This is a genomic window from Parabacteroides sp. KHUB-03 (assembly GCF_056640975.1).
Genome location: NZ_CM153257.1, coordinates 3,005,003 through 3,027,285 on the forward strand (window position 1 = coordinate 3,005,003; position 22,283 = coordinate 3,027,285).

A 22,283-nucleotide genomic window follows, 5' to 3' on the forward strand; every position below is an offset into this window, starting at 1 on the left:
AAGTTCTGTCTTTAGATTATTTTCCTTAAATTTGCCATACTAAAAAGAATGTATGAAGAAACAAAGTATTATTTATATCTTACTGGTTTTATTGGTAAGCAGTCTTTCCTGTACACATGTCAAACAAACGGAAGAAAAAGTTGACAGTGAATGGATAGACAGTCTGCAACATATCTACCAATACGGAATATGTATTGACTCATTGAATGTAAACGAATACATGATAAAAAGCGGAGATAATCCGGCTACAATCTTTTCAGGTCTGGGCTTTTCGGCTCTGCAGGCAGATAGTATAAGCAAGTCTTCCCGGCATGTATTAGACCCAACCAAACTACGTGCCGGAATGCATTATTGCACCTTTACCACAAATGATAGTGTTGCTGCCATACGTTATATTGCCTTTGCCAAGTCGTTAACCGACTATGCTATTATAGACTTTACCAATGATACTATATGCGCTTACGAATTTTCAAAACCCATCATCCTGAAACGTAAATATGCAGAAGGCGTTTTAAACTCTTCACTCTGGAATGTGATAAAGGCTTCAGGTGCAGATCCGCTTCTTGCACTGGAGCTGTCTAATAATGTGTACGCATGGCAGATAGACTTCTTTGATGTAAAGGAAGGGGATTCGTTTAAAGTATTATATGACGTTGCTTATATCGATGATACAACGGCGCTCAAAATAGCATCCGTCGAAGGGGCAATCTTTACTCACCGGGGAAAAGATTTTGTTGCTATTCCATTTACCCAGGATAGCATCTCTGAATATTTTGATGAAGCGGGAAACAGCCTCAGAAAAGCATTTTTGAAAGCGCCATTGGATTTCTTCCGTATCACTTCCCGGTTTACCAATGCCCGCTTTCATCCTATCTTAAAAAGATACAGGGCACATCACGGCGTAGACTACGCCGCTCCTGTCGGGACTCCGGTTAAAAGTATCGGAGACGGTACCGTTATAGCAAAAGGTTATCAGAGAGGAGGAGGGAACTTCTTAAAGATTAAGCACAATTCCGTTTATACCACAACTTATATGCATCTTAGCAAGTTTGCTCCGGGAATTAAGGTTGGAAGTCATGTAAGGCAAGGACAAGAAGTTGCTTATGTAGGTTCTACCGGGCTTTCAACAGGACCCCATCTCGATTTTCGCGTACACAAGAACGGACAGCCAATCAATCCTCTTCAAATGGATGCTCCCCCGTCTAAACCCATAAAACCGGAATTAACAGACAGTTTTAAGATTATAAAGCAACAAGTATTGGCAGAAATAGATAGTTTTGCATCTATAAAACAAAAAGGCTTATGAAATTCCTCGGAAACATTATCTGGTTACTTTGCGGAGGTATTATTACCAGTATAGAATACTTAATATCCAGTCTGCTGTTAATGATTACTATCATAGGTATACCATTCGGATTACAAACATTGAAGTTGTCCATGTTGGCTTTGTGGCCATTTGGTAGCCAGGTTACAGACAATGGCAATTCCGGAGGTTGTCTCTCATTGATCATGAATGTAATATGGATATTCATAGGCGGCATCTGGATTTGTCTGACGCATCTCGGTTTCGGCATTTTGTTATGTATTACTATTATCGGAATCCCTTTCGGCCGTCAGCACTTCAAACTGGCAGCACTGGCATTAGCACCTTTTGGAAAAAACATTCATTGATCAATCTATCACCGGATACAGCCTACGAGCATCTGTACGTGAACAGGCATTAAAGTGCCACCATTCATAGGATATAATGCGGAAACCGGCTTTCGTCATAACTCGACGAAGCAAACGGCGATTATTATATTCTTGTTGGTTTATTTTACCTTGCTTCAATAGTGCTTCTTCATTGGAAGTATGTGCTTCTTCGCCGAAATAGTCGAACGGGCTTCCCATAGGTAGAGGTATGCCTGTTTCATCCAGTATTGTAACATCTACAGCCATACCATAATTATGCAGACCACCGCCATTAGCAGGATTACTCACATAATTCGTTTTATCTGTTCCTCTAACCAAGCTCCACATTTTACGCTGGACGGACATAGGACGAGCAGCATCATACACTACAATTGTCCACGCAGGATGTTCCAATTTCAATGACCTTTGGGCTTTTACCAACATACCGGCAGCTTCGAAGCGTAACCAAGCTTGAGATAATCCTTTATATACAGCCTGATTCATAAAGTTATCCTGTTGGGCATACTTCAATTCTACACAGATAGTACTATCTAATGTTCTGATATTAATCAATCCTTTCGAAGACAATAAGCTATCCAAGTCTCCTTGTTGTACGGCAAAACAACAAATAAACCGAACCAGAAATACTATAATCCAGCTATATTTCATCGATCAATAGAAATCTGTTCCACTTGGATTGTATCACTCAAAAATAAGGACGCAGCTTCAGAAAACTTTTCAGCCGACTCTGTCGTTAAGAAACGGCTTCTACCCTCTTTCGTCAGTCTCGCATCCATTTCAGAATGGCGTCTTAAATAATCCTGTAAACTCTTTGCGACATATTCGCCCTGAGAAAAAAGCGTTATCCCTTTAGGCAAATTGGCTTCGATTTTATTTATTAACAAAGGATAATGTGTGCAGCCCAAAACCAAAGTATCTATTTCAGGATCGGCAGAAAGTACGTGTTCCAAATGTTTCTTTACAAAATAATCGGCGCCGGGAGAATCAAATTCATTATTTTCCACCAAAGGGACCCACATCGGGCAAGCTTCTCCGGTAACCTTTATATGCGGAAACATTTTTCCTATTTCCATCGTATAGGAACCGGACGATATTGTCCCGTTAGTTCCTAAAATCCCTATATGCTTTGTCTTGCTAATAGTATCCATTAGTTCAACAGTAGGACGAATAACCCCTAAAACACGCCTTTCTGCATCCCAGCCAGGCAAATCACGTTGTTGAATAGTTCGCAAGGCCTTAGCAGAAGCCGTATTACAAGCCAGTATCACTAGCCGGCAACCTTCTTCAAACAACTTCATTACAGCTTGTCGCGTAAACTGATAAACTACCTCAAAAGAACGAGTGCCGTAAGGTGTTCTCGCATTATCGCCCAAATAAATATAATCATAATCCGGCATGACAGACCGTATCTTATCAAAGATTGTCAAGCCACCATAACCGGAATCAAATACACCGATCGGACCCGGTTTTTGCGAATAGTATTTATTCTTTGCTTCCATTTATAATAAACAAAGGATGCCTTTCTATAGAAGGGCATCCTTTCCTTTTATTCAGATAATATATTAAATACCTAATTTAGACTTCACGAAAGAAGTAGCATCAATTGCATTCGTTCCTGTATAAAGCAATACCTGAGGGTCTACAATATAAGTATAACCTTTTTCGTCACCTACAGCTTTGATTGCTTTCTGGATCTTATCCTGGATAGGCTGAAGCAATTCACCCTGTTTCTTCTGTATATCCTGTTGAGCTACCTGCATGAAATTATCTATGCGTCCGCGGATATCTTCAATTTCCTGCATTCTGCGCAATTTGATATTCTCGGTCAATGAATCTTGCTGAGCAACAAAATCTGAATACTTCTTTGTGTATTCATCCTGCATCGTCTTCAATTCACCTTTATATTTTTCATTCAAGTCTGCCATTTTCTTTTCCATATCGCCAGCATCAGGTAATGCCAAAAATATATCCTGAGTATTCACATAAGCAATTTTCACTTCCTGTGCAATAGCTCCCAGAGGGAGAATCATAAACAATAAGACAATAAGTTTCTTCATTTTTCTTTATATTACTTTGTTATTAATCAATTCAATTACTTGCCGTGCTTAAAGCGCACAAATGTAAGCATTTATTTTGAATATCCTAATTTTATCAGCACTTCATTACTAATATCAATTTTTGGAGATGCAAAAATAATACTCATAGCTGAAGCTCTATCCATTACCAACTGATACCCCTTATCTTCTGAAATTTCTTTTACTGCATTATAAACCTCATCCTGAATAGGTTTCATCAGACTTTCACGTTTTTTATACAGTTCCCCTTCAGGTCCAAAATATTTACGTTTCAAATCCTGAGCTTCCTGCTCTTTCTTCACGATTTCTTCTTCACGCTTTGTTTTCATTTCGGCCGAAAGAAATACCAAATCGCTCTGATAAGTTTTATACATATTCTGGGCTTCCTGTTGGATTGCCTCTACCTCATTCTGCCATTTCTTTGAAACCTGGCTTAACTGCTCGTTAGTCATTTCGTATGCCGGTATATTCTTCAGAATATATTCCATATCGATCAAAGCAAACTTCTGAGCCATTCCCGCAAAAGAGCAAAGGAATATAAAGCAACTTAAAGCAATTATCTTTTTCATACTTTTACCTTTCATGTTTCATCTTATGACTGCAAATATAGCAGAGGGTTTATAATATAGAATCTAAATTACGTTAATTTAGAATTCTTGTCCAATAATAAAGTGGATATTGCTACCACCACGCTTGCTTGAATAGTCGGGAGTATCAAATCCGTATGCCCAGTCAATACCCATCAATCCGATCATCGGAAGGAAGATGCGGACACCCACACCAGCCGAACGTTTCAGATCAAACGGATTAAATTCCTTCAAAGTTCTCCAGGCATTACCTGCTTCAGCAAATACCAAACCATAGATTGTTGATGAAGGTTCCAACAAGAACGGATAGCGCAATTCCATTGACAAGCGTGAGTAAGCATAACCATAAGAATTATAACCGCCATTACCGGCAATACTTCCGTTTTCATATCCTCTCAATCCGATTGTTTCAGTTGCATAAGTACTTGAATAACCGCTCATACCGTCACCGCCCATATAGAATGTTTCAAACGGAGACCTCTTATTCTTATCATAAGAACCCAAGAATCCATATTCAACACGTGTCATCAATACCGGTGTGCGTTTTACTGTCAACGGAGCTAACGGAGAGAATATCTTAGCTTTGAATTTCCATTTATGGTATTCGATAAAACGGAACTTGGTCGGGTCTTGATCGCTTAATGATCCGTAATCCTTATTATCGAACAAAGAGAACGGAGGAGTTGCACTCACTGATAAAGAGAACTGAGAACCGCGACGAGTATACAACGGGTTATCTATAGAGTTACGTTGCAACATCAATTCCAAGTTGATGTTATGACATGTACCATTGTTTACAAGGAAGTAATCCCAATCATGCATTTTGTACATCTGATAATTCAGTGTTGCCATGAACTGGAAGAAATCATCCGGCCAATTTAAACGCTTACCATAACCGGCAGAAAGACCAAACATCATGATATATTTTTCCGGGTTCAATGCAGCTTCATAGTTATAATTATTACCATAACCATAATTTCCATATCCATAGCCACCATAACCACCATATCCGCCATAATAATTATATGGATTATAACTATTATAGTAATTATTATTATAATAGCTGCTGCTAATATCGGTTTGCCTTGAGAAATAAGCGCTTAACGATAACGTATTCGGACGTTTACCGCCAAACCAGGGATCCATAAACGAAATACTATATGCCTGGTAATAGCGTCCGTTGGTCTGTCCGCTCAGAGTCAGAGTCTGTCCTTCACCTTGCGGTATGACACCTTTATAAGTAGAAGGATTAAATAAGTTCTTTACAGAGAAATTGGTAAACTTCAAACTTAATTTACCGATCACACCTGTTTGTCCCCAACCGGCAGAGAATTCGATCTGGTCATTAGCTTTAGATACCAGATTATACTGGATGTCCACAGTTCCATTTTCGGCATCCGGTATTGGTTGCGGAACCAGGTTTTCCGGGTCAAAGTGTCCCATCTGTGCAATTTCACGAACAGAACGCATCAAATCTTCACGACTGAATAACATACCCGGTTTAGTACGAAGTTCACGACGAACGATATCTTCATACAAACGGTCGTTACCATTAATTATAATCTTATTAATAGAGGCCTGAGGACCTTCCTGAATACGGATTTCCAAAGAGATAGAATCATTATCTACATCTACTTCCACAGGATCGGCGTTAAAGAATAAATAACCGTTATTGAAATACAGGTTCGACACAGCGTCTTCATCACTTTGCAAACGTTCTCCTAATTTCTTCTGGTTATATACGTCGCCGGGCTTCATTCCTAACAAGAAGTTCAACTGCTCCGTAGGATATTTTGTATTACCTACAAAAGAAATATCCCGCAAGTAATACTTATCACCTTCGTCAACCTTTATATAAACATCAACACGTTTATCATTATAATTCACAACACTGTCTTCCAGAATTACAGCATCACGATAACCGTGTTCATTATATTTATCAATAATATTTTTCTTATCCTTATCGTATTCTTCCGTTGTAAACTTCTTTGTGCTGAACATCTCAAGGACACTGGATTTCCAGTCATTCTGAAGGTTGAATTTTTCATTCGTCTTCTTCATAGCCTTTTTCAAGTCGCGATCCGTCAACGCTTTATTCCCATCAAAGTGAATTTTACGAATTTTGGTCTTTTCATGCTTATTAATGAATATATCCACTATAACTTCACCTTCATGGGAAATATCATCTTTCTGAAGAATTTCCACATCCACGTTCTTATATCCTTTACCATCAAAAAACTTCTGGATTAATATCTTGGCACGGTCCATCACGTTCGGCGTTACCTGAAAGCCTTTCTTTAAGCCTAGTTTAGCTTCAATATCCTGTTTTTCCCCTTTCTTAATGCCGTGATAATTAACTTCCGAAATACGAGGACGTTGCTTTAATTGTATTTCCAGCCACACCTGGTCTCCTTCAACCTTAGTAGCCAATATCTTTACATCAGAAAACAATCCATGCCTCCAAAAACGTTTTATGGCTGTCGTTATTTCATCTCCGGGGATAGTAACTTCATCTCCTACGGATAATCCGGAGAAACCGATCAACACAAAATCATCATAATTCTTAATGCCCGTTACCTTAATATCTGCAATTTTATACTTCTTTGGCAACGAATAAGAAAAAACCGGTAACTCTGCCGGTTTTTCAACCTGGGTAGTGTCAGTTTCCTGAGCAAATGCTCCGCATGCAAAGCCCAGAAAAATAAAAAACAGCACTATTCTTTTGTACATATAACAGCTAATTGTTTATAAGATTAATTGCTCACTTGTCTTACCAAAACGGCGCTCACGCTGTTGATAATACAATATAGCTCCATACAATTCTTCTTCTCTGAAATCAGGCCAGAACACATCTGTAAAATATAATTCTGCATACGACAACTGCCATAGCAGGAAATTACTGATGCGTTTTTCTCCACCGGTACGAATCAATAAATCCGGATCGGGGATGCCTTTTGTCGTTAGATGGTCTGAGACAACAGCCTCAGTTATATCGTTGGGGGTTATTTTCTTATCTGCCACTTCTCCAACAAGCGTTTTAACAGCCTGTACAATTTCCCAACGGGAAGAATAACTTAAGGCCAACACCAATGTGGTTCCTGTATTAACTGAAGTTTTATCAATACATTCCTGTAAAGTTACACGTGCATCTTCCGGCAAACGGGATAAATCGCCAATAGCCATCAGACGTACATTATTTTTCATCAAATCAGGAGTTTCCCTGTGAATAGCCGATACTAACAAACTCATCAAGGCTTGTACCTCCTGTTCCGGACGATTCCAATTCTCTGTAGAAAAGGTATACACCGTCAGATATTTCAAGCCGATAGCAGTTGCCGCCTCCACAATTTTACGAACAGAAACGACACCTTCCTGATGACCGAAACTACGGTCTTTACCCTGAGCTTTTGCCCAGCGTCCGTTTCCATCCATTATAATAGCCACATGCTGTGGCAAGCGTTTTCTGTCTATTTCTTCAAACAACGACATTTTTTATTTCGTATCTTAATAACCACTTATACTGTTCTTGTTATTACATGGTCTGTTACGAGGTCCGAAATCCCATGTAACAGAAAGCAACAATAAAGAATACCAATCTTTATTCTTCAAAAAGCTGCTCTTTATTCCATACGGATTATCCAAAACTGCATTTCCCTCCAGATTGTCGCCAAACAATTTCCGGAAAGAAAATTCGCATCCCAGATTAATCCGGTTCTTTAATTTATACTTTACGCCAACGCCCAAAGGCACATTTACACTGGCCATAGTGCTTCCATTACCTGGGGCAACCGTCATTCCAAGCCCTAACAACACGTAAGGCGAAAACCGTTTAGCATTTGCATAAGCAAACTTATCGCTATACGGAAAAAAGTTGAACTCCATTTGTCCACCCAATTCTATCAGGTTCCGATTGAAAGAAACCTGCGCATTATCAGGAAAAACATTATCCAACCCTGCGGTACTCCCCGAAATACGTCCCCATAACAAATCGGCTTTTACAGCCCATCTGAAATTAGCATTATAACGAAACACAGCACCCAATGCAGGATTCAAGCCTTTAAAAAAGGCATTCTTGTTTGCATCCCCCATATAATAGGCTCCGCCTGCCATTCCGCCAATTTCATATTTGTATTCCTGAGCATATAGTACAGGAAATGAACCGGTTAAAAGGATAATTATCAATATACGTTGAAAGAAAGTAGAAGTCATACGCTTTACTGTTATATATACTACATCTCTTTTCTAACGATAAAAGCCTGATAAAATTATACTTTTCTCCAAGGAACTTTCTAGTCCTTAAATCCCAGCCGGTTTATGCGACCACGCCAGATTTCATCCAACACTTTCGAATTGTTGCTTGTTTTTCCGCCGAAAATAAGCATATATTTTTCTTTATCTACCAATACTGAAGAAAAGCCTCTGGCCTTATATGATTCGGGCAACACAACCATCGAATCTATTTCAGACCATGTCACGCCGTTATCTATTGAATTATATATTGTTTTAGAGGGCTTACCAGCAGCGTCAATTCCTCCTATCAGGAAGAATTTATCATCATAGCGCGATAACATAGTGCCTTCGCTTGGCACTAAAACATCTGTTCCTTCGTCCGAAAGAATAGCCCATGAAGTAGCATTCATTGTTGCCCAAACAGTATTACTCAGCTGACCGTTGCTTGTTCTACCACATGCAACTGTTAAACGCTCTTTATACATAATATTATGCGTTGCCGAACCAAAACCTGTAACAGGGAAATTGACCGGAACAATGTTTCCTTCCGTCCAATTTTGAGATTTATCCATTGCAGCAAACTTCAATGTTCCATCCTTATCAATAATGGTAGCTAATGCTGACGGCTGGCTTACGCCACCTTCTTTTACACCACCCAACAAATACTTCACAACCGGTGTATTATCCAGCACAGACCAATTTTGCCCATCTACAGACTGATAAACAACACCTTTTGTTCCAGGAGCATACAGAACGCCCTCATATTCAGTAATCTGAGAAAGACGTACTTCATTATCAGGCAATCCGGACAAAGAAAGTTCGTCCCATTTTTTTGCATCCGAAGCTGCCGAACGATATAATTTATAGCTTTTATCCGTTGCCGGCTTCACATACATATAATAATAATCGGAACTATTCACATTAAAAGCAACAACTTTTTCTTCGTCAATGCTCAGACCGGTTACCTTATCTGCATACAAAGACCAAACCATTGAATCGGGAACGACCTGATGAATGTTGACCTGAGCCAAATATGTTTTAGAAAACTGTCCGTCATAAGAATAGGTAATAAACTTCACCGGTTTGGAAAAGTCAAGAGAATCTGTTCCATTCCAAGGAATAGTATCTCCTACAGCTTCTTGTATAACCTGAACCTGAGCCGTACCGGAAGCAAAGTTAACGGTACAAACAACTTTTTCAATTTCGGTTCCATAAGCCATTGAATCTATATTGAAAATACGTCCGTCCAACTGGTCTATTGTAAAATCGACTTTCGACAGCTCGGGTACCGAATCGTTTTTCAGAGTAAAAGAAGTAATCTGGCAATTTTTGGGTATGGTATACTCCACATCATCCGACCCCAAGCAGGAATTCATCAACAAAACTAAGCATCCTGCTAGAAATAGTATTATTTTATTTTTCATCAAAAACATAAGTTTGTTGCATATAAAGGCACAAAAGTAGAAACATTTTTGGCTTTATACCTAATACATGCTAATATTTATAATATTTTAGTGCCAAGTCTTTATAATATATCCGGCCTTTTATGAATATACTCCGTAATAAAACGTCCCGATGATTTCGGAAAATGGCCTCGATGATTTTCAGAAAACATCCCGATGATTTCCTGCGAAGCCGAGGCCTGCATCCAAGTCACATCCGGAGCTTTTATTCCACCACCCAGAGAAACCGGAGCTGTCTCTATACGAATCTTATCCCATAAGCCGGCACGAATAAATTGTTCCAAAAGGAAAGGGCCGCCTTCAACCATTAAAGAATCTATTTTACGTTTATATAAATTATTTAATACCTGGGACAATACATCTTGGGAAAAATCAATCCGTACATATTCTACATTAGGAATGCCCTGCATTTCTTTTTCCGTAAATACAAGCGTAAGTACAGAGCCATCCAGCAAATGATAATCGGCAGGTATCGATAAATCCCTATCCAACACAACCCGTACCGGAGACTTACCAGTCCAATAGCGAACGGTTAACGAAGGATTATCCAATAAGGCAGTACGCGTTCCTACCATAATAGATGCTACTTCGGAGCGAAGTTTGTGTACGCGCATCAGTGTTCCGGAAGAAGATAGAATAACCGGGGGGTCAAATACATTTGCCCGCATACGGTCCATATATCCATCCGCACTCTGAGCCCATTTTAATACAATATACGGACGTTTACAAATCTGCGAAGTCATAAACGGAAGATTCAGCTCATAAGCCTCTTTTTCCAAAACACCGGTTACGACTTCTATTCCGGCCTCACGTAACATCTTAACTCCTCGTCCCGAAACTTCAGGAAAAGGGTCAAGACATCCTATTACCACCCGGGGAATATGTTTGCGGGTAATGAGTTCCGCACATGGAGGCGTTTTCCCATAATGAGAACAAGGCTCAAGACTCACATACATCGTTGCGTTCTGCAACAATGATTCATCCTTTACCGAAGCAATAGCATTTACTTCGGCATGAGGCAACCCACATTTCCGGTGAAACCCTTCACCTATAATTTTACCGTTATGTACAATAACAGCACCAACCATAGGATTCGGGCTTGTATAGCCTTCCCCGTTCCGGGCAAGTGCAATGCAACGCGCCATATACTTATCTTCAACCTCTATCATAATCTTTGCATATAAATGGTTTTTGCACTATTTTTGCACCAAAATAAAAAGCATGACTGAGACCGTATCCTATATAAACAACTCTCTTAAAGACTACTATCCTGCGAGCGAAATCAAAGGTTTCACCAGATTGATTATGGAGCGTGTTTGCGGACTTCAGCCTTACCAGCTCTTGCTTGGCAAAGGTAATGAATTATCCGACAAGGAGAAGGCAGAAATCAAGGAGATTGTTGAACGGCTAAAAAAATCGGAACCTATCCAATATATATTAGGTATTGCCGATTTTTCAGGATATGAATTCAACGTAACCTCTTCGGTATTGATACCCCGGCCGGAAACAGCCGAGTTGGTAAACAAAATAAGGGAAGATCAAAAAACAGCACTGCCGCTCCGTATACTTGATATCGGAACAGGAAGCGGATGTATCGCCATCTCATTGGCAAAACTACTAAAACAATCCGAAGTGTATGCAATAGATATTTCAGAAAATGCTTTAGCCATCGCCAAGCAAAATGCAAAGAAATTACAAGCAGAAATCCGGTTTGTTCAAGCCGACATTTTATCGCCGTCTGTTTTTGAATCCTTCCGGGAGAAATTTCAATTTCTTTCGAGAGAGAACCAAAATTCTTCCGATTGGGGCTTTAATATAATTGTAAGCAATCCGCCTTATGTAATGGAAAAAGAAAAAGCAGAAATGGATGCAAATGTACTGGACTACGAACCCCACCTTGCCTTATTCGTATCAAACGATGACCCACTTCTGTTTTATCGAACCATTGCACACCTGGGTAAGCAATGGTTATCCCCAAACGGATTCCTTTATTTTGAAATAAACGCCCGGTGCGGAAAGGAAACAAAAGAAATGCTAAAAACAGAAGGATATAAAAACATTGAACTAACAAAAGATTTTTACGGTAAAGACCGGATTATAAAAGCACAGATATGAAACAAATAACCGAACCTGAATTACTGCACCGTGCAGCGGCTTATTGTTCATCAGCCGAACGATGTATACAAGATGTGAAAAAGAAAATAGACGCAGCAGGATTACCAACCGAAGCAGCACAACGCATCATAGATCGTTTACTCAAAGAGAAATTTATTGATGAAGAACGTTTTTGCCGGAGTTTTGTAAACGACAAGCTGCGCTTCAACAAATGGGGACGCATCAAAATAGCTTATGAATTACAAAAGAGAGGAATCTCCGCTTCCAAACGGGCCGAAGCTTTAAATAATATTGACGATGAAGAATATCGCGATATACTTCATTCTTTATTAAAAAATAAAAAGAAAACAACAAAAGGAAAAGACGAGCGCGAACTATTTAACAAATTACTTCGTTTTGCTTCCGGAAGAGGTTTTGAAAGCAGAGAAGCTGTCATTTGTTTGCAACAGTTATTTAAAGGGAGTAACTATGCCGACGATTTTGAATGACATATTAAACCTTTTCTTTCCCAATTTATGCAGATTATGCAAAAAGCCCCTTATAGACGGAGAAAATCAAATATGTTTGAATTGCCTATATGACCTGCCTCGCACCAATTTCCATAAAATCAAGGCTCTTAACCCTGCAGAACAATTATTTATGGATAATCCAAACATTGTCCATGCTTATTCGTTTTTATATTACGGGAAAGGCGGCAACGTACAAAAACTCATACACTCTCTTAAATATTACGATAATAAAGAACTTGGTTATTTACTGGGAAGACAAGCCGCACTTGAACTGCAAAAGGTAAACAGTCCGTTATGTAAAACAGAACTACTTCTCCCCGTTCCTCTACATCCAAGAAAACAAAAACAAAGAGGGTATAACCAGTCTGAATGGATTGCACTCGGATTAAGTTCCGTCTGGAATACACCTATCAACATGTCTGTATTACAACGAACCAAAGAATCCGATACCCAGACCCATAGAACCACATATAACCGATGGATAAACGTAAAAGACATTTTTGCCGTACAAAATACAGATGAATTAAAAGGCAAACACATTCTTTTGATAGACGACGTAATAACCACGGGGTCAACGATTAGCGGATGTATTAAAGCTTTACACGTTGTCCCGGGCTTACAAATTAGTGTGTTTTCTGTTGCCATAGCCTGAATATTAACAAAAAATTAATACACAATATTCAAGGTTATGTCATAGGGTTTAACTAAATTTGCAAACTGGTATAAACACATTTATTAGGTTGTATGAAAACACTGGAAAGATTAGTAGCAGAGAGATTATTAAAGATTAAGGCTGTCAAATTGCAGCCCGCAAATCCTTTTACATGGGCATCAGGATGGAAATCTCCGATCTACAATGATAACAGAAAGACACTGTCTTATCCGGAAATCAGAAGTTTCATCAAATTAGAATTAGCCCGTACTATCAGCGAAAAGTACGAAAATGCAGATGCTATTGCCGGTGTGGCTACAGGAGCTATCGCCCAGGGAGCATTAGTTGCAGATTTACTAGGCCTTCCGTTCGTATACATCCGTTCTACACCCAAAGATCATGGCTTGGAAAACCTGATTGAAGGAGAATTGAAACCGGGATCAAAAGTAGTTATCGTAGAAGATCTGGTATCTACAGGCGGCAGCAGTTTGAAAGCAGTACAGGCTGTACGGAATTTTGGCTGCGACGTTGTCGGTATGGTTGCTATCTTTACTTATGGTTTTCCTGTTGCCGTACAAGCATTCAAAGATGCAAAAGTTACATTGACAACATTAAGTAACTACGATGCCGTATTGGAAGAAGCCGTACGTACCGACTATATTGACGAATCGGAAATCGCAATTCTCCAGGATTGGCGTAAAGATCCGGGTAACTGGAATCCTCAAATCTAAAATACGGAGGTACTGATGACCGAATTTGTTAGTGAGATCAAAACAATCCCACATAATGATGATCGCATCTTTGCTATGCTATCCGATCTTTCCAACCTGGAAAAGATCAAGGATCGTATTCCGCAAGATAAGATAAAAAATTTTGAGTTCGACAGCGATTCATGCAGCTTCGCTGTCGATCCTGTTGGCAAGATTACATTTCAGATAGTGGATCGTGAGCCGAACAAAACTATTAAATTTACAACAACCAATTCGCCCGTTCCGTTAAATCTGTGGATTCAGTTAAAACAGGTTGAAGAAAACGACACAAAGTTGAAAATGACAATCCGCGCTGAATTGAATCCATTTATCAAGCCAATGGTTTCAAAACCCCTACAGGATGCTTTAGAGAAAATATCAACAGTGATAGCTTCCTTACCTTATTAATTTCTTTTTATTATGTCTCAGAAACTTTGGGAAAAAAATGTCCGGGTAGACCATGAAGTGGACATTTTTACAGTAGGTAAAGACCGCGAAATGGATCTTTACCTTGCAAAATATGATGTATTGGGTTCGATGGCACACATCACCATGCTGGAGAGTATCGGTCTGCTTACAAAAGAAGAACTGAATATCCTATTAGCTGAACTCAGGAACATTTATACCGTAGCCGAAAGCGGACAGTTTATCATAGAAGAAGGAATAGAGGATGTTCATTCCCAGGTAGAACTTATGCTGACTCGCCGTTTAGGGGACATTGGTAAAAAAATCCACAGCGGACGTTCACGTAACGACCAGGTATTACTTGACCTAAAGTTATACACAAGAGCACAGATACAAGAATTAGTTGCACTTGTTACCAAGCTGTTTGATGTGCTGATCGAACAAAGCAACCGGTATAAAAATATTTTATTACCGGGATATACCCATCTTCAAGTAGCGATGCCCTCCTCTTTCGGTTTATGGTTTGGAGCTTATGCAGAAAGCCTGGCAGACGACCTCCAGTTGATGCAGGCAGCTTACAAGGTATGCAACCGCAACCCGTTAGGCTCTGCAGCCGGATATGGTTCATCTTTCCCGCTAAACCGACAGATGACAACAGATATTCTCGGCTTCGATTCTCTCAATTATAACGTTGTATACGCGCAAATGGGCAGAGGCAAAATGGAGAGAACAGTAGCTTTTGCTATGGCAGGTATAGCCGCAACTTTATCCAAACTTGCTTTTGACGCATGTATGTTCAACAGTCAGAATTTCGGTTTTATTAAACTGCCGGACCAATTTACAACAGGCTCCAGTATTATGCCACATAAAAAAAATCCGGACGTTTTTGAACTGACACGAGCCAAATGCAACAAAATACAAGGTCTTCCGCAACAGATTACGTTGATAAGCAACAATCTTCCCTCCGGATATTTCCGTGATCTTCAAATCATCAAAGAGGTATTTTTACCTTCATTTGACGAACTAAAAGATTGTCTCCGTATGGTGACTCACATGATGCGTGAAGTAAAAGTAAACGAACATATCCTTGATGACGACAAATACGCTTTATTATTCAGTGTGGAAGAAGTAAACCGTCTTGTACTGGAAGGTGTACCTTTCCGGGATGCATACAAACAAGTAGGATTAAACATCGAAGCCGGTAAATTTACTCCGAACAAAGAAGTACATCACACACACGAAGGCAGTATCGGTAATCTATGCAATGATTACATTTCGGCACTTATGCAAAAAGTAGTGGACGGCTTCTCTTTCGAACGTATGAATGAAGCGGAAAAGAAATTAATAGAAGGAAAATAATATGACAAAGCGAATCCTTATCTGCCTCTTGACATTTATGGTTCTATCTTGTACAAAAATAGAAGAATCCAGTATTCCTTTTGCCAATGTCTTCCTAAAGTTAGACTTAGCTTTCCAGGACAAAGAATTATTGACCCTATTTAGTTACAAAGAATATACGAAACCCCGTTATGCAGGCGAAATGACAGGATTTTCCGGGGTACTCGTAGTTCATGGCAATGACAATTATTATGCATACGATCTGTGTTGTCCCTACGAAGCGGAACAAAGCACAAAAATAGTTTCAACAAATGCAGGTATAGCCAAATGTCCTAAATGCGGGACAGAATATGATATTTCTTATGGAGCAGGAAATCCGATGAAAGGTCCATCCAAGTTTGCTTTAAGGAGATATAACGTATACATGAACGGTCAGGAATTGATTGTAAGAAACTAAAAAAATCAGCTTCTCAACTTAACTTTTTCAGGAAAACATTTGCATGTGTAAAACTTTTATCTACCTTTGCACACGCAAACGATAACAATGCGGAAGTAGCTCAGTTGGTAGAGCATAACCTTGCCAAGGTTAGGGTCGCGGGTTCGAGTCCCGTCTTCCGCTCATCTCTTAAGAGAAAGGGATGCTCGAATGGTGGAATCGGTAGACACGAAGGACTTAAAATCCTTTGGCTATTGCAGCTGTGCGGGTTCAAGTCCCGCTTCGAGTACTGTTTATTTGTTGCGGAAGTAGCTCAGTTGGTAGAGCATAACCTTGCCAAGGTTAGGGTCGCGGGTTCGAGTCCCGTCTTCCGCTCGCTTCCAAAAGGCCTCGTAATTCTTAGGAATTGCGGGGCTTTTTACTTTCTAATAACCGGTCATAATAGGCAGAAGGTTCAAAAAGACCACCACTCCTTGCATAGTATTCTTCATTCAAATTATATATACCATCTTTGACCGTTGTCCATTCTTCGCCAGACGAAGGACTGTAAGTTTGCATCTGTTTCCAGTTTTTATAATTCTGGTTTCCATTCGTTTCCAGTAGTCCTACTTTTAAGCCAGGGAAAGGCAGCAGACGGGCTGCAATATTTTTATTCCATTCTGCCAAAAACGGAGAAGCTGTCAGATCAGCACAAAAACACGGTATATTGTTCTCATAAGCAATTTGGGCTATCTTCATCGTCATACTCATTGTTTTGGCAACAGCTTTCAATGCTATAGCCTTATATCCCATTTCAATACGGATCAAAGCATCTCTATCGGTATGGGCACTTTCATCAGCCGCTATACGTATATCCACATCGTTCACATCAATGTCATACTCCTCGGGGAAAGGTTCTTCTATTATAGCAATCTGCTCATATGCCCCTATTTTACGGGCATGATCTATGAAACGAAGTAAGGTTTCTTTCTTTTCATACCTTCCGTTGGCATCCAGATAATAAAGAATCTTTCCATTTTCTGTATGAGGTGTTGTAATATGGCCTATTGTCTGATGAATTTCAGTCAGCCGGTCGCAATCCTTTTTCAGCATATCTTCCTGAGTACCGGGTTGGCCTATTTTGATCTTCGGAAAGAAATATCCTTCCGAAACCATATGCTTCATCTCCTCAGGAGAAACATTGTATGATATCAAAGGAATGCAAGCTACCTGCTTATGTTGCAACGACAAAGCTTTTCTATATACTTCAGGCACCATATCATCAAAGCTACTAATGCCATTTTCAGCTGCATACAATAACCAGGCTGCATTATCCACACCAACTAAAGCATTCAACACAAACGTTTTTCTCAAACGATGGTTTCCTGTTATCACCTTACCATATTCGTAAACCTCTTCAAATATCTCATCCAGCAACTCCATAGGCGAATAAAACGTTTTTCCTTTTATTGTGCCTAAAGCTTTCTCTGTAAGAGCTAACATTAACGCATTTCCTGCACTTTCCGAATGTTCGGTAAAAACAGACGAATCGCTCCACAAAATACTTTGCGTGCCAACTCCTATTTTTCGGATACCGGATTCACTCTCCAATAAGCAGATAGATTGCCACAGCTCACTAAGATAACCGCCTTTAAATCCGAACGGACGGATCAACGGTTCACGTTCAAAGTTTAATCCGACATCAGCAATTTTGATGCTTCGTCCGGTAATCTTATTTGCACACTTCTGTAATCCCAACATATCTATCACTTTATCAGAAGAAGCAGCCATCATGCTTAAATTCTTCATGAAGCTTCGTCTGTCCATTTTATTTTACTTTTATAATTTCACTTCCCAACCTTTTTGATATTCCCTGGTCCAGAGATTCTTAGTATCAGGGGCATTTAAAATCTGTCCATTACTGCTGTCTATTTCCAACGAATGTCCAACCCGATGAGAGATATTGCCTAATTGCATCAACAAAGTACTTTTATGCCCGGTAAGAATATCTGCATTCAACTTTTCTCCCTTCAAGATTCCATCCAAGAAATTGCGGATGTGGAAACCGTCTAGTTCCTTAGCCGGATCGACCAGGTTACGGGCATCAATATCAATCTTGCTATATACTTGTTTTACCTTCTTATTGTCCAGATCATAAATAATATAGCCATCACTTCCGGTAATCACCATACTGCCTTTCTCGCCATAAAACATAGCGCCTACGGTACTGCCTTCAATTGTGCGTCCGTTACAGCTACGGCCTTCCCATACCATACTTTTATTATTACCAAATTCAAGATTAATCACTTGTGTATCGGGAGTTTCCCAATCATCCTGATAACGATAACGTCCTCCATAAGAGTTTACCTTTGTTGGATAGTCCACTCCCATTCCCCAACGAAGAAGATCAATCATGTGCGTACCGTTATTAGCCGACTCGGATGTGCCCCAATGCCAGAACCAATGCCAATTATAATGCAGAAAATTAGGTTTATAGCCAACACGTGGAGCAGGCCCTTGCCATAAATCCCAATCCAGCCATTCCGGAACCGCAGTCACCTTCTCTATACCAATCGAAGGTCTGTTATTTGTGTACCACGCTTTTCCAAAATAAGGATTGCCTATTGCGCCTTCTTTTATTTCGTTGATTCCCTGAATCACATTCGGCCACGAACGACGTTGTGTACCCATCGCCACAACCCGCTTGTATTTATCTGCAGCTTTTACCAGAATCTCCCCTTCTTCCGGGCAATAGCTACATGGTTTTTCCAGATATACATCTTTTCCGGCCTTCATTGCCATCAATGCAGCATACGCATGCCAATGGTCGGGGGTAGCAATCATTACGGCATCTACGTCCTGAGCTTCTATCATTTTACGGATATCGCCTTCCGGTTTAGGAGCATTGCCTGTTATCTTTTCGATGGATGCAATACTTTTTTCAATAGCTCTTTTGTCTACATCACATACATAGATAACTTCACAGTTTTTCTGTTTACAGAAGTTATTGGCCAGTGCAAAACCACGTGCATTTACGCCGGCAGCTCCCACACGAATCCTGTCGTTTGCTCCTACTATCCGTGCATAGCTCTTTGCACTAAACCCGGGTAGCACACCTCCCACAGAAACTAATGCCGTACCCATCATTGCTTTTTTCAAAAAATTACGTCTTGTTGTCATGATATTTATATTTTGTATTATTCGGATATAAATGAATTTAATAAATTAAGATACTCACTCTTAGATAAAACCGGCACATAGTCTTTTAATATATCGGACAAATTGGCGGGGTTCTCGGTTAATAAATCGGCTAATGTTTGCGCTACAATCTTTGCCGGAGTAACAACTGCCGATTCATAATCGGTTACTTCAAAGTTTGCCGCATGCAGGAATCCTTTTGTTCCCCCGGCTGTAGCATGTATACCCGGCATTAAATGAGAAATATCCCCCATGTCGGTAGAAGCCTTGAAATGTCCCATTCTTATGATCTGTTTTTCCGGCATAAACTGTCGGGCATTTGCAGCAAAACAATCATTTATAGCGGAGTTACAAATTAAAGGAAGATAGCCGGGCAAAGTCTTTATACGGGTTGTTGCCCCCACAGCCTCACCTCCTGATTTAAAAGCCCTGTCGAATTTCAGCGATACATCCCGAACCCCACCTACAGTAGATGAGCGGACATAAGCTTCCAGCCTGACATCGGCAGGAACACTGTTCACACTTTCTCCACCTTTTGTTATGATAAAATGAACCCTGCTATGTTCTTCATCCTTAAAGGTCTCGCGCATAGCGTTAATCGCATTAATACCGGACACGGCAGCATTCAAGGCATTGACGCCCTCGTGGGGATAGGCAGCCGCGTGTGCAGCCTTTCCAATATATTGCACCTGCTTACTGTTAAATCCACTGCCAGTATCATATATACCAATGGCCGGCCCCGGCAAATCGGATTCGGCATGTACCATCAAGGCAGCATCTATATCATCAAACTCGCCCAGACGTACCAGTTCCTGCTTACCTCCGAAGTATTTTATCTTTCCTTCCTTCTTCAATGCCTCCCTGTATCCCAACTCTATATATTCTTCTGCAGGTACGGCAAAGAATGTGACATTACCATTCAAAGAATCAGCTACTCCCGACAATTTCATAGCCTTGGCAACCAGCATAAGAATTCCGAGTTGTAAATTATGCCCGCAGGTATGGGTAGCACCCGATACAGCATCGGCATACGGGCTTTCACGGCAAACAATTCCATCTAATTCACCCAGTACAGCTATATTATGTATTGGTTCATTTGTATCTTTCAACTTAGCTTTTACGCCAGTCAAAGCTAGATTCTCTTTCACTTCATATCCGCATGACCGCAGATAATCGGCCACTAAACCGGAAGTACGTACCTCCTTAAATCCTAATTCGGGATGATATCCAATATCCTTCACCAATTCTAAAACTTCTTCAGAACAGCGGTCTATTTCATTTATAAGTATTCTTTTTAATTCTTCTGTGTTCATTGATTTATGCCATCAAAAAAACTTTTGTATAAAAACCGGTATGCAGAACTAGCTTATAAGGCTATAGGCTAATCTGTTTCCTTATTTATATTAAATTTTTCTTCCTGATTTTTAAGTTTAATGTACTGTAGTTTTATTCTTTTGACCAAGGACGAAATTAATTTTGAGCTTGGTAGTAATTAATTTTCCCCTAGGTAAAAATCAATTTTCAGCTAGGCCAAAAGAATAAAAGTACCTGTATTTACTATTAAATTGTGCTTCTTTCAAAGCCAGTATATAGCTATATTACCATTCAGGCTTCCAAATCTCACAATCTGTACATTCTATCTTTCTACACCAACGACAGTAATTGTTTGGATGATAGAAAAATAACCCAGACAGTTGCAATATTAAGTATAATATTTTCGGACAGTGTATTTTTATGTACTCCCATTATCTTTTTATTATTGGAGAGGAAACATAACACAACTGCCACCAATGGTGCCCCAAGAACAGTCATTGCCTGCGCAAAAATTATGAGTTGTATCGGGTTAGAATCAAAGAACACAGCAACCAGCGTACTCAATGCCAATACGGCGGAAGCAAATATCTTCACCCATTTATCATTAACGGACTGGCCTAAATGCAGAGCATCTGCCAGAAAGATTCCGCTCATTACAGCATTGGCTACATAAGAAGAAAATGAAGCGGCAAACAACCCGATCAGAAACAACCATTTAGCTAATGGGCCCAACAAGGGTTCCAACTGTAATGCCATATCGATAGCGCTGTTCACCTGAATGCCTTTAGGTGCCAGTACCGCAGCCGAAGTTACAATAATGATGGCACTTAACAAGCCAAGTGTTACTATCCCGATAACGGCATCCCGCAATCCTTTTTTTAAATCGGAAAGATGCCAATTCTTGCCCTGTACCATATAAACCTGACCTGCTGCCGCTGCAACACTAAATGATGTGGAAGCAATTGCTATCAGAATACTTACATCAGAAGGAACAGAGGGAATAAAGCCTTTCAATAATTCAACGCCATCTATCCTGGCCCTGAATAAGTTTCCGGCAAACGCAACAATCATCAGAATTACAAGGAACACCATTACCTTCTCCAGCAAGTTGTAAAAGTTGGAAGAAGTCCATATAAACAATAATGTAACTATCAGGAATAAGACAGCCCATATAGCAATGCCACCTCCAAACAGAGTATCCATAGACAAGCCTACACCTATTGTGTTGCCTGTTTGAAAACCGGCACAACTGAAACATACGCTTAAGCCCATGAGTATGGAGAGCGTCCGTCCATAGTTTTGTTCAACAATAGACAATAATGATTTGGAAGAAATACAACCCACCCTGGCAGCCATCCGGGTAAAATAAATCATGAAGAAGACAGAAACCACAATTACCCACAGAGTAGAATACTGCATTGTAGCACCGGCCTTACTGCAAACAGTAAGGGTGCCCGGCCCTAAAACCATTGCAGCCGTTATGAGCCCGGGACCCAGTATCTCGAATATTCTCTTAAAGCTAAACTTTCCTATATCCATAC

The 22,283-nt window shown here is 40.0% G+C and carries 22 protein-coding genes and 3 tRNA genes; 12 read left to right on the plus strand and 13 right to left on the minus strand.

Annotation, left to right across the window (positions count from 1 at the left end; genetic code table 11):
• The first annotated feature begins 52 nt into the window (after positions 1 to 52).
• On the plus strand, positions 53 to 1,306 hold the full coding sequence (locus tag ACYIB7_RS12975; protein WP_480337349.1) for a M23 family metallopeptidase: 1,254 nt from the start codon (positions 53 to 55) through the stop codon (positions 1,304 to 1,306).
• A complete protein-coding gene (locus tag ACYIB7_RS12980) occupies positions 1,303 to 1,671 on the plus strand; it encodes a YccF domain-containing protein (protein ID WP_103982549.1) in 369 nt (122 codons plus the stop codon). Before ACYIB7_RS12975 ends, ACYIB7_RS12980 begins: the two co-directional genes overlap by 4 nt.
• Here ACYIB7_RS12980 and ACYIB7_RS12985 read toward each other — a convergent pair whose 3' ends face one another.
• The 9 genes from ACYIB7_RS12985 to ribD form a co-directional block, all read right to left on the minus strand.
• Positions 1,672 to 2,340, minus strand: a complete 669-nt coding sequence (locus ACYIB7_RS12985; RefSeq protein ID WP_480337351.1) for a M15 family metallopeptidase — start codon at positions 2,338 to 2,340, stop codon at positions 1,672 to 1,674.
• Positions 2,337 to 3,191 (minus strand): glutamate racemase, encoded by an 855-nt coding sequence (gene murI, locus ACYIB7_RS12990; protein ID WP_103982547.1) that lies wholly within the window; start codon positions 3,189 to 3,191, stop codon positions 2,337 to 2,339. The genes ACYIB7_RS12985 and murI overlap by 4 nt, the downstream gene beginning before the upstream one ends.
• A gap of 63 nt (positions 3,192 to 3,254) precedes the next feature.
• Positions 3,255 to 3,749, minus strand: coding sequence for an OmpH/Skp family outer membrane protein (locus ACYIB7_RS12995; RefSeq protein ID WP_103982546.1), 495 nt, complete (start codon positions 3,747 to 3,749; stop codon positions 3,255 to 3,257).
• A 71-nt stretch (positions 3,750 to 3,820) separates the two neighbouring features.
• Positions 3,821 to 4,336 carry an OmpH/Skp family outer membrane protein gene (locus tag ACYIB7_RS13000; RefSeq protein ID WP_099464319.1) on the minus strand — a complete coding sequence of 172 codons (516 nt, stop codon included), beginning with the start codon at positions 4,334 to 4,336 and terminating at the stop codon, positions 3,821 to 3,823.
• A 78-nt stretch (positions 4,337 to 4,414) separates the two neighbouring features.
• The gene (gene bamA, locus ACYIB7_RS13005) at positions 4,415 to 7,084 is read right to left on the minus strand and encodes an outer membrane protein assembly factor BamA (protein ID WP_103982545.1); all 2,670 of its coding nucleotides are present in this window, start codon (positions 7,082 to 7,084) and stop codon (positions 4,415 to 4,417) included.
• Positions 7,085 to 7,099: 15 nt separating this feature from the next.
• Positions 7,100 to 7,843: an isoprenyl transferase gene (locus ACYIB7_RS13010; RefSeq protein WP_099464321.1), complete on the minus strand. Its 744-nt coding sequence runs from the start codon at positions 7,841 to 7,843 to the stop codon at positions 7,100 to 7,102.
• Positions 7,844 to 7,858: 15 nt separating this feature from the next.
• Complete coding sequence (gene porG / locus ACYIB7_RS13015) at positions 7,859 to 8,563, minus strand: type IX secretion system protein PorG (protein ID WP_099464322.1); 705 nt, start codon at positions 8,561 to 8,563, stop codon at positions 7,859 to 7,861.
• 80 nt (positions 8,564 to 8,643) lie between these two features.
• Entirely contained in the window at positions 8,644 to 10,008 is a 1,365-nt protein-coding gene (gene bamI / locus ACYIB7_RS13020) for a BamI family beta-barrel-assembly machinery protein (RefSeq protein WP_234999279.1), read from the minus strand.
• 101 nt (positions 10,009 to 10,109) lie between these two features.
• A complete protein-coding gene (ribD, locus tag ACYIB7_RS13025; protein WP_103982543.1) occupies positions 10,110 to 11,216 on the minus strand; it encodes a bifunctional diaminohydroxyphosphoribosylaminopyrimidine deaminase/5-amino-6-(5-phosphoribosylamino)uracil reductase RibD in 1,107 nt (368 codons plus the stop codon).
• A gap of 52 nt (positions 11,217 to 11,268) precedes the next feature.
• On the opposite strand from ribD, the gene prmC reads away from it, so the two are divergent.
• From prmC to ACYIB7_RS13075, 10 genes are all read left to right on the plus strand, one after another.
• Positions 11,269 to 12,162 carry a peptide chain release factor N(5)-glutamine methyltransferase gene (prmC, locus tag ACYIB7_RS13030; protein ID WP_480337355.1) on the plus strand — a complete coding sequence of 298 codons (894 nt, stop codon included), beginning with the start codon at positions 11,269 to 11,271 and terminating at the stop codon, positions 12,160 to 12,162.
• Positions 12,159 to 12,650, plus strand: coding sequence for a regulatory protein RecX (locus ACYIB7_RS13035; RefSeq protein ID WP_480337356.1), 492 nt, complete (start codon positions 12,159 to 12,161; stop codon positions 12,648 to 12,650). The genes prmC and ACYIB7_RS13035 overlap by 4 nt, the downstream gene beginning before the upstream one ends.
• A gap of 76 nt (positions 12,651 to 12,726) precedes the next feature.
• Positions 12,727 to 13,323 (plus strand): ComF family protein, encoded by a 597-nt coding sequence (locus ACYIB7_RS13040; protein ID WP_234999278.1) that lies wholly within the window; start codon positions 12,727 to 12,729, stop codon positions 13,321 to 13,323.
• 92 nt (positions 13,324 to 13,415) lie between these two features.
• Positions 13,416 to 14,054: an orotate phosphoribosyltransferase gene (gene pyrE / locus ACYIB7_RS13045; RefSeq protein ID WP_099464328.1), complete on the plus strand. Its 639-nt coding sequence runs from the start codon at positions 13,416 to 13,418 to the stop codon at positions 14,052 to 14,054.
• Positions 14,055 to 14,069: 15 nt separating this feature from the next.
• Positions 14,070 to 14,480, plus strand: a complete 411-nt coding sequence (locus ACYIB7_RS13050; RefSeq protein WP_099464329.1) for an SRPBCC family protein — start codon at positions 14,070 to 14,072, stop codon at positions 14,478 to 14,480.
• Between the two features lie 12 nt (positions 14,481 to 14,492).
• Positions 14,493 to 15,836 carry an argininosuccinate lyase gene (gene argH / locus ACYIB7_RS13055; RefSeq protein ID WP_103982539.1) on the plus strand — a complete coding sequence of 448 codons (1,344 nt, stop codon included), beginning with the start codon at positions 14,493 to 14,495 and terminating at the stop codon, positions 15,834 to 15,836.
• Position 15,837: 1 nt separating this feature from the next.
• Positions 15,838 to 16,272: a Rieske (2Fe-2S) protein gene (locus ACYIB7_RS13060; RefSeq protein ID WP_234999277.1), complete on the plus strand. Its 435-nt coding sequence runs from the start codon at positions 15,838 to 15,840 to the stop codon at positions 16,270 to 16,272.
• Between the two features lie 89 nt (positions 16,273 to 16,361).
• Positions 16,362 to 16,434 (plus strand) — tRNA-Gly (locus ACYIB7_RS13065).
• A 21-nt stretch (positions 16,435 to 16,455) separates the two neighbouring features.
• Positions 16,456 to 16,540, plus strand: a tRNA-Leu gene (locus tag ACYIB7_RS13070).
• 13 nt (positions 16,541 to 16,553) lie between these two features.
• Positions 16,554 to 16,626: transfer RNA gene (locus ACYIB7_RS13075), tRNA-Gly, on the plus strand.
• A 24-nt stretch (positions 16,627 to 16,650) separates the two neighbouring features.
• On the opposite strand, the gene ACYIB7_RS13080 is transcribed toward ACYIB7_RS13075, so the two are convergent.
• The 4 genes from ACYIB7_RS13080 to ACYIB7_RS13095 all read right to left on the minus strand — a co-directional run bounded on the left by ACYIB7_RS13080 (position 16,651) and on the right by ACYIB7_RS13095 (position 22,281).
• Complete coding sequence (locus ACYIB7_RS13080; protein WP_480337358.1) at positions 16,651 to 18,057, minus strand: enolase C-terminal domain-like protein; 1,407 nt, start codon at positions 18,055 to 18,057, stop codon at positions 16,651 to 16,653.
• A 12-nt stretch (positions 18,058 to 18,069) separates the two neighbouring features.
• Positions 18,070 to 19,410, minus strand: a complete 1,341-nt coding sequence (locus tag ACYIB7_RS13085; RefSeq protein ID WP_099464333.1) for a Gfo/Idh/MocA family protein — start codon at positions 19,408 to 19,410, stop codon at positions 18,070 to 18,072.
• Positions 19,411 to 19,427: 17 nt separating this feature from the next.
• Positions 19,428 to 20,741 carry an amidohydrolase gene (locus tag ACYIB7_RS13090; RefSeq protein WP_480337360.1) on the minus strand — a complete coding sequence of 438 codons (1,314 nt, stop codon included), beginning with the start codon at positions 20,739 to 20,741 and terminating at the stop codon, positions 19,428 to 19,430.
• A 331-nt stretch (positions 20,742 to 21,072) separates the two neighbouring features.
• Positions 21,073 to 22,281 (minus strand): Nramp family divalent metal transporter, encoded by a 1,209-nt coding sequence (locus ACYIB7_RS13095; RefSeq protein WP_480337362.1) that lies wholly within the window; start codon positions 22,279 to 22,281, stop codon positions 21,073 to 21,075.
• Positions 22,282 to 22,283: the final 2 nt, after the last annotated feature.